11 protein-coding genes and 1 pseudogene are annotated in these 13844 nt (G+C 58.7%); 6 read left to right on the top strand and 6 right to left on the bottom strand.

What is annotated here, in order from left to right; all coding sequences use genetic code 11:
* Positions 1-25 precede the first annotated feature (25 nt).
* Entirely contained in the window at positions 26-754 is a 729-nt protein-coding gene (locus ABAC402_RS37855) for a transposase (protein ID WP_023451144.1), read from the bottom strand.
* A 92-nt stretch (positions 755-846) separates the two neighbouring features.
* On the opposite strand from ABAC402_RS37855, the pseudogene ABAC402_RS39935 reads away from it, so the two are divergent.
* A pseudogene (locus ABAC402_RS39935) lies at positions 847-936 on the top strand (transposase domain-containing protein); the annotation flags it as partial.
* A gap of 66 nt (positions 937-1002) precedes the next feature.
* Here the strand turns inward: ABAC402_RS39935 and ABAC402_RS40385 are convergent.
* From ABAC402_RS40385 to ABAC402_RS37870, 4 genes are all read right to left on the bottom strand, one after another.
* Positions 1003-1518: a hypothetical protein gene (locus tag ABAC402_RS40385; protein WP_155847490.1), complete on the bottom strand. Its 516-nt coding sequence runs from the start codon at positions 1516-1518 to the stop codon at positions 1003-1005.
* A 393-nt stretch (positions 1519-1911) separates the two neighbouring features.
* Positions 1912-3162, bottom strand: coding sequence for a glycosyltransferase (locus ABAC402_RS37860; RefSeq protein ID WP_162148549.1), 1251 nt, complete (start codon positions 3160-3162; stop codon positions 1912-1914).
* Complete coding sequence (locus ABAC402_RS37865) at positions 3159-4913, bottom strand: glycosyltransferase family 2 protein (RefSeq protein WP_023451147.1); 1755 nt, start codon at positions 4911-4913, stop codon at positions 3159-3161. The genes ABAC402_RS37860 and ABAC402_RS37865 overlap by 4 nt, the downstream gene beginning before the upstream one ends.
* A 70-nt stretch (positions 4914-4983) precedes the next feature.
* The gene (locus ABAC402_RS37870; protein ID WP_023451148.1) at positions 4984-6138 is read right to left on the bottom strand and encodes a polysaccharide pyruvyl transferase family protein; all 1155 of its coding nucleotides are present in this window, start codon (positions 6136-6138) and stop codon (positions 4984-4986) included.
* A 192-nt stretch (positions 6139-6330) separates the two neighbouring features.
* Here ABAC402_RS37870 and ABAC402_RS37875 point away from each other — a divergent pair, with 192 nt between their 5' ends.
* From ABAC402_RS37875 to ABAC402_RS37890, 4 genes are all read left to right on the top strand, one after another.
* A complete protein-coding gene (locus ABAC402_RS37875; protein WP_023451149.1) occupies positions 6331-7767 on the top strand; it encodes a polysaccharide pyruvyl transferase family protein in 1437 nt (478 codons plus the stop codon).
* A 101-nt stretch (positions 7768-7868) separates the two neighbouring features.
* A complete protein-coding gene (locus tag ABAC402_RS37880) occupies positions 7869-9023 on the top strand; it encodes a polysaccharide pyruvyl transferase family protein (protein ID WP_023451150.1) in 1155 nt (384 codons plus the stop codon).
* Positions 9024-9244: 221 nt separating this feature from the next.
* Positions 9245-9604, top strand: a complete 360-nt coding sequence (locus ABAC402_RS37885; protein WP_023451151.1) for a hypothetical protein — start codon at positions 9245-9247, stop codon at positions 9602-9604.
* A gap of 215 nt (positions 9605-9819) precedes the next feature.
* Complete coding sequence (locus ABAC402_RS37890) at positions 9820-10641, top strand: hypothetical protein (RefSeq protein ID WP_023451153.1); 822 nt, start codon at positions 9820-9822, stop codon at positions 10639-10641.
* Positions 10642-10663: 22 nt separating this feature from the next.
* Here the strand turns inward: ABAC402_RS37890 and ABAC402_RS37895 are convergent, their stop codons facing one another.
* Complete coding sequence (locus ABAC402_RS37895; RefSeq protein ID WP_155847491.1) at positions 10664-11404, bottom strand: hypothetical protein; 741 nt, start codon at positions 11402-11404, stop codon at positions 10664-10666.
* A 317-nt stretch (positions 11405-11721) separates the two neighbouring features.
* Between ABAC402_RS37895 and ABAC402_RS37900 the strand changes: the two genes are divergently transcribed.
* Positions 11722-13842, top strand: coding sequence for a hypothetical protein (locus tag ABAC402_RS37900; RefSeq protein WP_023451155.1), 2121 nt, complete (start codon positions 11722-11724; stop codon positions 13840-13842).
* Positions 13843-13844 lie beyond the last annotated feature (2 nt).

A 13844-nucleotide genomic window follows, 5' to 3' on the forward strand; every position in this document is an offset into this window, starting at 1 on the left:
AGTGGGTCAGAGTCAATTACGGACCTTACAACAGCCGCGCCTGATGATCCACCTTGACCTCTTCCTCCTGTTTCTTGCGCGGCCTTCCCCTCACCGGCCGCTCGACCCGACGTCCAAGCGCGGCTTCGATCTGCCGGCGGAACCGATCGCTGCCCGCGACCCAGCCGCGTTGGGCGGAATCGCGCAGAAGCGTGATTATCTCCTCGCCTAGCCCCTCGTCAAATAGCGCCCTGTACCGCGCCTGACGCGCATCTTGCGTCGCGCCAAGCTCGGAATAGACCTGATGCGGAGTGATCAGCGAATTTGCCAATCCATGCCCATTCGCGCCAAAACTTGACCAGGGATAGTCGGTTGCTTGCGCCACCATGTGCGCGCGCACCGGATTGGCTTCGATATAGTGATAGCAGGCCATGACGTAGTCTTCAGCATCGACGATTGTCGATTTGAACCGGCCTTCCCACAGCGTGCCGGTCCGGCCGTAGCTGCGATTGATGTAACCAACGTAGCGACGCCCCAACGACTGCATAAGCTGACCGACAGCGTCGTCCTGCCCCGGCGTGAGAAGCAGGTGAATATGGTTGGTCATCAGGACATAGGCGTGCAGAGCACAACCATAACGGGCTAGCCCATCCCTGAGGTCGGCCAGAAACATTTGCCGGTCCGCGTCACAGAAGAATATGGCCTGTTTGTTGTTGCCGCGCTGGATCACATGGTGAGCCTCCCCGGCAAGCGTCAGGCGCGGCGCACGCGGCATGATATAATCTCCATGGCAAAGTGGTTTGCCCCAGCTTAGGCCACCAAGCTCAAATGTCAATAAATGAGTCTGACCCCTTTTTGGTGGCAGCCTCTTGGCTAACTCAGACACTCACACGTATCGCTAACGGATGGCCAAACAGCGACATCGACGCGCTCATGCCATGGAATTACAAAGCCTAACGGCCAAAGCTGGACGCTGACGCCATAAATGCAACATTATAAAATTGATCAAAATTTTAAAATTGATCAAAATTTTACGTCTACAAATTCTGAAACCAAAACAATATTAGGTGAAAAATGCAACACCTCATCATTTGAGCAAATTTGCGCAGGGATTACGACTCTAAATTTAAGTGGAACCCCTACGGGAGCTAATCCTTGATATTGCCCTGCATACTTTAGGGTTATCTCCGTAACCGAGTTTGGTGCCCACCGTTGAATAGTTTCATCTTCCTTGAAAAAAGCATCCACATTTTCATATTCGATTACATTCCCTTCAGCAGTTATTAGGTCAGACACAATGAGTCTCGAGGGCCCTCCACGATATACTTCTGATGTCACGCAATAATGGTTAATAGAATTATTTTGTACGGCAACGTTTACGTCCCCTATGCCTTGGCCAGCGTACGAAATCGATAAAATTTCAATCTGGTGATTTTCTGGCAGATTCCACCCCGGTTGCCGCGAAGAGTTTGCAACACAACCCTGTTGTAAAAACGCCATAAGCGTTAGAGCTGCGATTTTTATGGCTACTATTTTCATGGTCCCGCACAATTTCCCATAAAGCACTGAAAGTTGCCGTTATTAATCTTAGCTACAGCAGGAGCATTTGAGCCCAGCCAAAGCGCCGCGCAAATACCATACGCCACAGCACCAAGGGAGGAATAAAGGGGTTAGAGACAATTACGGACCTTACAACAGCGGCGCCTGATGATCCACCTTGACCTCTTCCTCCTGTTTCTTGCGCGGCCTTCCCCTCACCGGCCGCTCGACCCGACGTCCAAGCGCGGCTTCGATCTGCCGGCGGAACCGATCGCTGCCCGCGACCCAGCCGCGTTCCCGGCATTACGGTGCCATGATTTAGAATACTAAATTCAGGCCAGACTGTCTCGCGCGATCGTTCGCGCCTCTGCCTTCAGGCCTGAGTGGTGACGGCTAACGGCTGGCTGTCGCGCCATATAGCTCTGTCAACTTGTCCATGATGCCACCGTTATAGGCTTCGAGGTCGAACTGCGGCACCGTCACCTGGATATCGCCCGTGATGATCCCCGTCAGGCGCGAAGCCAGGCTGCCCGGATTGGCGACAACGAAATGCTCGCCGTGGACACCCTTCTCGACCTTTTCTGCCATGCCGCCGACGTTCGACACCAGAGCCGGCACGCCCGACAGGCGCGCCTCCTGCAGCACAACCGGGGCATTTTCCCACCATACCGATGGCATGACGATCCAGTCGCAGTCGCGCATCAGACCGACCACGTCCTCGCTCTTGTAACCGCCGTTTAAGGTCACCGTCGGGAACAGGTCTTTAATCGTCTCGGACTGAGACGCGAAATAATCCAGATTGGCCTGGCCGTGGGCCGTGCCGTACAACACCACCCGAATTTTCTCCAGCGTTGTTTCGGGCAACAGTTTCATGGCCCTCAGCACCACGTCCACACCCTTGAACGGGGTGAACTGGCCGAAATAGCCCAGCACGAGCGGCCGCTCTTCGCTATAGGCCGCAACCAGGGGCTTCCCTTCGACGCTCTCGCCGGCATAGCGCATCGATACCAGGTTCTCGACCACGTGCAGGCGGTGGGCATCGACGCCGAACTCAGTGTAGCGCTTGGCCAGGAAGGCGCTGGGCGAGATGATGCCGTCCAGCGAATTCAATGCCCGCAGAATGCGTTCGCGGCGCAAGAAGAAGAAGCCCGAGGGGGTACCCGGGAAGCACTTGGCGCATTCCGACGGCGACGACGCGTGGCACAGCTCGTTGCTGGTCTTGATCATCTGGCCGTAGTGGTGGCAGATGCCGCCATATTCGTGCAGAGTCAGGAAAACCTTGACGCCCTTGGTTTGCTTGATCTCCTGGATCACGTCCAGGCCAATGCCGAAATAGTGGTGGAAGTGGATCAGGTCGGGTTTGAAATCCCCGATCATCTCGTCCATGTCCTTCATCACCTGGTGGAAGTTGCGCGCGGTCAGGCGGAAGTCGTCGAACTCAGCCCCCACCCACAGCAGTTCATCCTCACGGCCGCGGAAGGCACCAAAACGGCCGTCATGACCGATATTGCCATGCGGAGTCAGGGCGACGAACAGGCAGTCATGCCCCTGCGCCTTCAAGGCTTGAAAGTGCGCCATGGCTGCGTTCTCGGCCCCCCCCTTGGTGATATCAGGGTGGGAATGGGCGACAACGATGAGTCTCACAGCAGGTCTCCGCGGCTGGCCAGGAAGTCTTCCCATCGGTGGGAAAACAGCTTGCTGTTCTTAAGGGTAAAGAAGGCGCGCGCGCCACCGCCCATCAGGCCGATCGACTGGCGCTCCAGGTGGTAGACGCCCGGTCCGTCGACCAGCAGGACCTCATGGCCGTCCTTCAGCCGCTGCAGGCACAGGTCGACGTCTTCGAAGTCGCCGTTGATGAACGAGGAGTCGAAATATTCGATGCCGGTACCCGCCTGCTTGTCCACCAGCATCATCGCCCCGGTCACCGCTGTCACCGGCCGCACCTTGATGCCGTCATGGCGGTAGTGCAGGCCCTTGCGGATATGGTCGGCCAGAACCAGGCCGGCATAGCTGTCGCTCTTGAGGAACTGTATGCCCAGATGCTGGATGGTGTTGTCTTCGAACAGCAGCGTGAAACCTATCACCGAACCGGGTTTTTCGCGCAACACCTCGACGCCGCGCACGAGCGTTGCGTAGTCCCGGACGTAGGCATCCGAGTTCATGAACAGGATCTTGTTGCCATCGCCATAGTGGGCGCCGACATTGCTGGCCGTGGCGAAACCGGACTCGCCCATGGTCTGGACCAGCTTGACAGGCTTGGTCAGCTTGCGGGCATGATGGGTCAGGAACCTCTTCATCGACGAAAACAGCGAACGGTCGTCGCACACAACCACCCACTGGAAGTTCTGCGGCGAGCGCTGCTGCATTTCGACGATGTCGAGCAGGAAGAAATCCGTACCGTAGAATGGCACGACAATCGACACTTCTGTCTTTTCGGTCGCCGGCACCAGGTCGTAGATGACGGCCTTTTCGATGGCCTGCTGGATATCCTTGCGCTGACGCAACGGCGAGTCGGTGGCATCGAAGAACCAGGCGAGGTCGTCCGGACGCTCTTCGCAGATCTGGCGCACGACGTGGCCGGCCAGGTCCAGGCCCAGCGCACTGGTATTGCCGCGCCCTTCCAGGTTCAGCGGCGTGGCGAACACGCCATCGGGACCATCTGCGATGACAACGTAGTTGCCGCTCATCTCGTTAAGACGCGTCCAGGCGATAAAGCCATGGGTATTGGTCTTGAGCGACAGTCCCAGCGCCTTCAGGTGGGTCGAGACGTCCGGCCGGGGCTTGGCATAGACCGTCAACTCATGGAGACTGAAATCGTCGAGATTGCACAGGGACAGCTTCTGCAGGCTGACGTCGGGACACCAGCCGTCGATAATCGTCATAACGCCGTCGAAAAGGCCGACGGCATCGAGGTGGATGGAGGCAGGACCGCTGTGCAGTTCGCCACCGGCCATGGCCTTGAGCAGGAACTGTTCCAGTGGGGAGGTCGCCATCAGGCTGCCGATCTGTTCGGCCACCAAACGGTGAAACGGGAGCTCATTGACCTTCTTTCGGTCCAGTTTTTGGACCTCGACCTCGAAGGTGCTGTCACTGCCGTCAATCGCGACACGGCCGCGGCTGAAGCCCGAGGTCGGACGCAGGTCGTCGCCGAACGTGATGCTGCAGCGGGCGACAAAACCGCGTGCGTCCGGCGACAGGCCGAAGCCCAGCAGATAATCGACGACGTCCTCGCGGTCGTGGTAGGCGATACCGTCCAGCTTTAAGGTCGCGCCGGTTTCCGTGAAGCGCAGGACGGAAAAGGGCAACTCGTCCAACGTTGTCCAGCCGGTGACGAAGACATAGGCCTCCTCGTCAAAAACGGTGTAGATTTTTTCTAGATTGTAGTCTGAAATCATGTCCCTGCTCGCGACCGCCAATCCGGCAGTGAGGACGCCCCGAACGAAAACGTCCGGGGCGCTTTATGCCTTACTCTGCGGCAATCTTTCGCACGTGTTCGACCGGCTCCAGGCCGTTGTTGCGCAGGAAGGTGACGTAGTTTTGCGCCCGTTCACGGCGGTCGGCGTCATAGGCGTCGCCGTCGAACTTAATCAGCTTCTTCAGATTGCTGCGCGTCAGGTGCTTGTCGGCCAGTTCGCCCTTGGTCAAAACGGGTACGCCGGTCTGGCGGCACATTTCCTCGGTGCGCGAGTCAATGGCGACGACGCAGCCCATCTTGCCGGCCTGGATCGCCAACTGGGTACCGTGATAGCGCGGCCCTATGGTCAGGTCGTAGCGGGTCAACGAGTCCATCCATGCCGGGATATCGTAGAACGACCGGGCGTAGGTGCGACACCAGGACTTGAACTCGTCCATCGTGTAGTGCGGCACGGTGTGCTGGCGGATCTTGTCCAGCGTGCTCTGATCCATGTCGTCGAACAGGCCACGCGAAATCTTGATCATCTCTGTCATCGACTGGACGACGTACTGACCAAACGCTGTCGGATCCATCATCAGGGCGATCAGTTGCTGCTCGATCGGACGGATGTCGGTCCACGACTGGTGGCCACCGCAAACCGAAACCGAACGCGGTACCGGGATGGAATCCCAGTCGGCCTGGATGGTTTTGCCCAGGTTGACGTCTTTCGAAATGAAGTGGGTCGGGCAGCCGCCGACTATGGTGTCGTCGACGCCGAAACGCGCCAGCTGCTGTGACGTGAAGGGGCCGCGGGTATAGATGTTGGACGTCGAACCGAAGCGCTTCTTGGTCAGGGCCCGGACCCAGGCCACTGTGCCCTCCTTGGGGTTGACCTCGGCCTCCATGTTGTCGGCCTGGGCGCCCAGACCTATGGCGATAACCGGCTTGTCGACGGCTTCGATGATGGCGGCGGCGCCGGTCAGGTCGGTGTGCTTGCCGAACTGGTTGGCGCAGGGAATGACGATGGCGTCGTACTTGTTCAGGTCTTCGGCCTTGGTTGCCCACGACGTCCAGTGGAAGTCGGCATCGATCTGATGCGAGATGGCATAAACGAAGGCCAGGTTGCCGTTGTTGTGACCGATAGCGGTGTTAAGGAAGTCAAATGGCTGGTTGGAATAGAGCCCCAGATCTTCAATTTTCCACAGAAACGCAATTTTCTTCCTCAAAATCAGCTCCTTAGCGATAGCCTGCTTAAACGATGCCGGGCACCATATAAAAGCCACCCCTGCGAGTCTAGGGGAAATCGGCGCAGGATTGTGCATGCGCGAACGGACTTGTCATATTACGCGCTCTGATATATCGGACCTGAACCGGCGGCGCAGTCCGCTCGCAAGTCATATTACTCGGGCCTTTGACGCATGTCTGAATTCTGGATCGACCAGTTGACCGTCGAAAAGGTCGTCTTGACCGGATTGCGCGCCGACTCTGCTGTTCTGGAAGGCGGAGTCGATCTGTTTGTTGATGAGGCCCCGTGGGCGCGCCTGTTTCCGCTGGCCCACGCCCACGCCGTCCAGGAGGTTGGCGGCGTCCTCTCGATCGACATACAGCTGCCCTACCGCCTTGGCGAGGGCTTCGACCGTCCCCGCCTGCGGCTGGTCATGGCCGCGACGGGTGAGCCTATCGGTCATTCGGCCTCGCGCCCCCTGCCCCGCAAACGCAAGGCACGGGCCCTGGTGTTGATTCCGGCCGGACACCGTTACGATCACGACAAGGTGCGTATGCACGACTGGCCGGTGTCCCAGATCATCGACACCTATTCCAATATCGGCGACCTGATGGTCTACGATTCGACGCTGAAATTGCTTGATTTCGATGAGATCGAGGTCGCCAATATCGTCGATTTCAACGATCACGACGTCGATCGCTACAATACCGAGTTCGACTTCGCCTTCCTGCGTGGCTCGAACTTCATTCACGAATACATGGACTGGGCACGGGCAGGCGACCTGATCGAACGCCTGGATATCCCTGTCTTCGCCATCGGCGTCGGCGCCCAGGCCGAAACCCGTCGCCCGATCAACCTGCCGCCGGAAGGCCAGCGCGTGTGGGCCGCCATTGCTGACAAATGCGGCTCGATCGGTGTGCGCGGCATCTATTCGGCCGAGGTCCTGGCGCACAACGGCATTAAGAACGTCGAGGTCGTCGGCTGCCCGTCGCTGTTTCGCCGCCGCGACCGCAATCTGACTCTGGACCTGAAACACCAGGCCGATATCCGTCGCATCGCCTTCAGCCTGCGCCGTGAAACCGGCGGCAACTACTGCCGCGACCTGGAAACCTATCTCGGACTGCAACGCGCCTTTATGCTGCGCCTTGACCAGGAAAGCCAGATGACGGTCACCCTGCACGGAGAGCGCGAGGAGAAGGCCTACTTCTTCCGCGACCGCGACCGCGAACTCCAGGCACGTGAAACCCTCTTCGAAGAAGACTGGTTCCAGGAATCCACTATTTTCCAGATGGAAGACATTTATCGCACGCGGATGTTCTTCAACACCACCGTGGCGCAGTATGACGACTTTATTGTCACCCAGGACTTCGCCATCGGTTACCGCGTCCACGGCATCCTGCCGGCCCTGGCCAACGGCATACCTGCCATGCTGGTTGATTACGACGAGCGCAGCGCCGAGCTGGCGCAAACGCTCAACATTCCGCTGATCCCCGAAAGCGAATTGAAGAACGCCTCGTGGCGTGATTTCTACAAGCGTGAGGCCTGGAGCCGCTTTGCCGCGAGCTTCACGGAAAAATACGACACCATGCGCAAGTATTTGACAAAAAACGGTGTCCCCCATAGGCTTTAAACCAGGCTTTGCCGCCCATGCTCAAAATGGCCTGGCGGCAGGCTTTTCCCCACGACAGCGCCCGATTATCTGCTCACCGGCGAAAACTTTCAGGATGATTTATGAAAAAGAAGATTGCTCTGCTTTGGGAATCAAAGGACCTCGGTCTCTATTCAAATAAGAAGTTCGATAAACTCTACGCGGGGATCGGCCATAACAATGGCAATCTGGCGTTTGTCTATGCCATTGCCAACCAGATCGATGCCCGGATCGTCTACGAGCCGTGGCACGCCAAGGCCGAGAAGCTGAATACCTACGATGCCGTTGTCATCCCCAGCGCCAACCAGTTCGGCAAGCACACAGATCTCGGTGGCCTGGCCGAAAGCTTCGAAAAGATCGAAGTGCCGATCCTGTCGATCGGTCTGGGCGCCCAGGCCGACAGCATGGAGCACGACGTCACGCCGACCGAAGGCACGGTCAACTGGGTGAAAGCCATCAACGCCCGCCGCTTCGGTTCGACCTCCAATATCTATACCCGTGGCCCCTTTACCTCGCGCCAACTCGCTCGCTTCGGCTTCGAGGATACGGTCGTCGGCGGCTGCCCGACCCATTTCATCTCCCCCAATGTCAAGCTGGGCAAGGCTATCGAAAGCGCCTGGAAGAAGATCAAGATTCCACGCTCCCTGTCGGTTTGTGCCGGCCACCAGTCGTGGGGCAAGGTTCGCCTGGTCGAGCAGCAGCTCATCTCACTGATGATGGATTCAGCCGCCATTGGGCAGTACGTCGTCCAGTCAATGAGCGACATGATCAAGATCTCGCGCGCCCTGTTCGAAGAGGTCGATCCGGTCATCCTGGACCGTATCCGCGTCCACACGGTGCCGCACTATACCCTGGACGAGTTCAAAGCCTGGTGTCGCACCTATGCCCGCTCCTTCTACGACGTGCCGGCATGGATGGATTCGCTGACGCGCTATGATCTGACGATCGGGCCGCGCTACCACGGCACCCAACTGGCCATCCAGGCCGAAAAAATGGGTTGCGTCGTCGCCATCGATTCGCGCACCGAGGAAATGTGCCGCCAGACAGGTGTACCCGTTTTGACCCTGGCTGAGCTGGAAAAGGAACCGATTACCCGCACCAGCCTCAAAAAGCTGATCCGGTTCGACGGCGAGGCCTATGATACGTTCCGCGCCGAACGCGCCCGCAACTATGTCACCTTCCTCGAGAACAACGGCCTCCAGGCCAAGCCCTTCCTGCTCAAGATCGCCAGCGCCTGACCAAAGGATTTTTCTGCGAAACGGCCGCGTTTTTCCGACGCGGCCGTTGTTGTTTCCGGGGCATCAATTCCTGGTGGTTTCGGGCTGCGTCACCGCGGCAACACTTGGCAACACCATTGTGCATTGCGGCATCATTTTCGTTGATTTGACTGCGAAAATGGATTGAATTGGGACGTCACCGCTAACTTCGCATTTTCAACCCACTCTTTGAGTTTCTTCCCATGATAAGAGGCGCTATTGACAGCATTCACCCCGACAAGATCGGGGGCTGGATCTACAGCGAAATCGGTAGTCTTCGCGGCCGACGCGTTCTGGCCTTTGTCGGCAATCAATGTATCGGTTCGGGTGAAATCGGCCTTTTTCGCCAGGATTTGGCCGATGCCGGCCTCGATGAAGGCTTTGTCGGTTTTCATTTCGACATCAGCCTCCCCAGCCGGGACAGGTTACCCAGCGTGGTTGTCAGCCTGGAAAACAGCGATCTGTTCCTGAAACAGCCGGACTCCGTCGTTGGCACGCTCTCGACGATAACCGCCCTGCCGGCTGCCGGCACGGCCCTTCCCGGTCAAAGACGCACCTTCTGAACCGTCTTCGCTGCGGTCTCTTCGCGCAGGCATTGTCAAATTCCACTGGCTGCGCTTATAGTTAGGTCGGGGCCGCGTCGGAACGGTCATAGTTCGTTTCTCCTTTGCGTAGCGCGACATCATTTTTGTTGATCTCGCCGCCAATTTGGATTGTATGGCGCCCCATCAGTGAGCTTGCATCTTCCACCCTGCTATTTCCGAGAAAAAAGACCGCAATGATCAGAGGCGCAATCGACAATGTTCACCCCGACAAGATCGGGGGATGGATTTACAGCGAACAGGGCAGCCTTAAGGGCAAGCGCGTGCTGGCCTTTGTCGCCGGCCAGTGCGTCGGCGCCGGTGAGGTCGGCCTGTTCCGTCAGGACCTGGCCGATGCCGGCATGGACGAAGGCTTCGTCGGCTTCAACTTCGACATCAGCCTGCCCAATCGCGATGCCCTGCCCAGCGTAATTGTCAGCCTCGAAAACAGCGATCTGTTCCTGAAACAGGGCAATTCCGTCGTCGTCGACGCGGTCGCGGCCTATGGCGCCTCCGCGCCGTCCGGTTCTGCCGACGCGCCCGCCGCCGGTCACTCGCCGGCCTCGATCGACTGGATGCTGTCTACCGGCTGGCTGTCCAAGGCCGATGCCGACTTCCTGAAATATGTGGCCAGCGTCGGTTTCTTCACCCGTTCGCTGCGCCGGGGCAAGACCGAGATAATCCCGGCCGAGGCCGAGGCCGAACGGCTGTTTTCGATCTATAGCACCCGTGCCACCAAGGTAACGACGCGGACCATAAACCTCAGCGAACTGGCCGCCAAGCGCGGTGAACTGCTGGCGGAGTTGGAGGTGCCCTTCGTCGCCATCTCCTCGGCCTCTGGTATTGTCCGGGTGGCTGAAGGCTCGAACCAGGCCGACTACGCCCGCGGTTCCGAGAACCTGGCCGAACTGCCGGCCAACAAGTGCAGCCTGGACATGCTGATCTTCCTCGACCTGCGCACGGAATTCGTGTGCGAGGGCGGCCGTGCGGCCCGCCTGTTCGTGGTGTCCGCGGCCTGACGCCCGGAAGGATCGGCCTGCTCTACAACAGGCCGATTACCTCCGGACGTTCAAAAATCTCGGTGACCAGGGCCTTGTCGCCTTCGGCTTGGTCTTGGCGGAAGCGGTCGATACAGCGCTTGTATTGCCCGGCGGAATCGGGCAGCGGCGTCAGTTCGCGGCGAATCGTGGTGCCGGGAATAGCCGCATCGGCCGCATGGACAGCCCTCAGCCAGTTGGCGTCCGGCGTTCGCTTGTCCAACCCCTGTTCGAGATTGACGACGGCACCATGTTCGCCGTGAAGGGCGTAGAAGACCCTGGTCGCTTCGGCGCCACGCGTATTGACGATCTTGCAGCCCAGCGTGACGAAGCGAACATCACGATAGCGGAGGCTTTCGTTTTCATACCCCTTAAAGGTCAAAAGCGTGCTCTCGGCCCGGTCCGTGTAGATGGCGACCCCCGAGGTCGTGTTTATGGCAATCGCCGCAACCATGGCCACGAGCCCGATCGCCAGCAGACCCTCGGCCCAATAGCGCAAACGTTCGCGCCACTGGGTGCGGCTCAACACAAAGAGAAACAGATTGAAGCCGATCAGCCCGAACATCACCACCTGGGTTCGCACCGGCCACCAGAACAGGGGTGGCGGATCGCGCAGTGTATGGAACAGATACTGGCTCTCCCAACCGGGGATTTCGAAACAAATTCCGTAGATGATGACCAAGATGGCAAAGGTGAAATGCATGGTGTTGCGCCCAAGCAAGAACCCCTTGATGCGAGATAGCATGATACCTGTCCCTGCCGCGCGGCCGCGAAGGCGGCGCCCTGCATGCGGCTCCCGCTCAGTGCCAGAGGCTCCTGCGTATGGCAATCCTGTTTCTGGTGCTCTGAGAGTCTGGATCGGCCGCATTTTTCGGACCAAAGGTCGGTAAAAGGCTGGCGAGTCTGCGAATAACCCATGCTGCACGGCACAATAACGATGGTCCTTGCCTTGTGGCAAAGAAAATTGTCTATTATAAACCGAAGTTTGCTAGGCGATCAGCCAGCCGGGGGGCGGCGCCGTTTACGCATTTTGATCCAAATGACATTTGACACGAGTTGGACATGAATTCTCCTGCGACGCCGGAAAACGAGTACGAGCCAGAGATCTTTTATGAAAACAACTCCATTGCCGGCATCCTGACGCCGAAGGTGGAAACGCCGCTGGTCGAGGCTCCCGTTGAGAGCCAGGTCGACGCCCCAATCGAGCCCGAGGTCGAAACGCCCAAACCTGACATTGTGCGGTATGAAGGCCGCGTCGATTACTTCGACCTCAACAGTACGATCAATGGCTGGGCACTGAACCTCAATGACTCCGACGCGCCGGTCGTCCTGGAATTCTGGGCCGACTCGATGTTGCTTGGGACCTGCGAGACGAGCCTGCCACGTCCTGATGTCCTCAATGCCTTCAAATGTTCCGGTCTGCCCGGCTACGCTTTCGAGGGCGAGACCCTTGCCAAGGCGCGCAGTTATCAGGAAATCAATCCGGAGGTCGTCTTTGCCGTCCGTCCGGAAAACTCCGGCTTTACGCTCAAATTCACCAATTCCACCCAACCTGCCGAAACGCCCGAAACCTTTCAGGAGGAACCGGAAACCGGCGCCGATCTGGCCCTGATGGGCCGGCTCTCAGCCCTCGAGGGCGAGGCTCATAGCCTGTACGGTATCCCCGTGCGTGCCGATTCGTGCGTCGGTTTCATTGAGGCCATTGCGCGCGACGAAAACAACCTGATCTGGGTCATTGGCTGGATGCAGCGTGACGACTTGGTTGACCGCCCGGTCATCATTCAGGACGACGCCAAATACGCCGCAGGTCTTGCCTACACCCTGTTTACCCGTCCTGACCTGCCTCCCGAAGCCGCGGGTTTCGTTGGCGTGCTGCAGACCGACTGGCAGCCCTCGACCGATACAGCGCCGATATTTTTTATCCAGATCGGCACCGGCCGCCACCTGCGCGCCGTCAACCCTATCAATATCGTTCCCAAGACAACCCTGATCTCTTACGCCCGGCCCCACTGGCAAAGCGCCAAGTCGAAACACAACCTGGGGCTACAGCACCTCGTCGCCAACTCGCAATCCTGGGACATTTTACCGGAAGACTACAGCCCCGAGCGCATGGCAGTCGAAGACGTTCAGGTCATTGCGAAATTCGGCTGTTTCGTCACCGGCTGGGCGGTCAGCCCGACCAAGAAGCTCGACACTCTGCATTTACGCGCCGGGCAGACAGTCATGTCGTGCGATCCGGCGGTTATTACCTTCAAGCCGCGCCCCGACCTGTCGAGTGTCCTGCCCAATGGCGATGATGTCCTGCAACGGGCCGGGTTCTCGGCCTTTTTCGAGGGCGATATCGAAGATACCGATATCAACGACCTGCGTCTGAAGATCGTCTACAACGACCGAACGGCGCTGAACTTCCAGATTAGCCCCAAGCAGGTCCGCAAGATCAGCCATTCTGGTGGCGCTACCCGGCTGCAGACCATCTATCCGACCATCATGGCCGAACCGTTTTTCCCGCGCATGGCCAAGGCCCTGCGCCGGCTTGATAAGCAGAGGGCGCGCACCATCACGGTGCTTCAGGCCCAGACGGCGGCCCACGCCGTCGTCTTCGCCACCCCGCGAAGCCAGTCGGATATCTTCCTGATGTTTGCCGGCATTCGCGAGCACGTGAACAGTCTGCCGAACGACACCGGCATCGTTATCCTCGCCAGTTCGGACGAATTTCGGGCAACGGCGGTCTTCCACTTTAACGAACTAAAGCGCTGCACCGATCATCCGGTCAGCCTGGTTTTTGTCGAGGATGTTCGGCTGGCGTCCTACGCTGTCCCGGCCGTGCTCGAAAAGCACGTTCAGGCCAAGACCTTCGCCTATGTCGCCAGCGGCACCCATCTGTCGGCCGCCGGGTGGCGTGCCGTCAGTCAGGCGCGCGAGGGCCTGACCTTTTTCGACGTTGGCAACCCCGTCCAACCGACAGCGGCGGGCGAGGCGAGCTTTAGCTGTTTTGCGTGGAATGTCGTCGGCATTAAGGCCTATCTCGACCGGACCGATACCCCGGCGGGGGGACTGGAAAGCCTGCCTCCGGCCAGCAAACTACTGACCCTGGCCAGGCGCGTTCCCGGCGCCGCCAGCGCTTTGTTCTTCCCGTCACCCTCCCCACTTCTGCATGCCATCAACAGCCGGTTCGAGAGCTAATC

Origin of the sequence: Asticcacaulis sp. AC402 (assembly GCF_000495835.1) — a bacterium.
GTDB lineage: Bacteria > Pseudomonadota > Alphaproteobacteria > Caulobacterales > Caulobacteraceae > Asticcacaulis.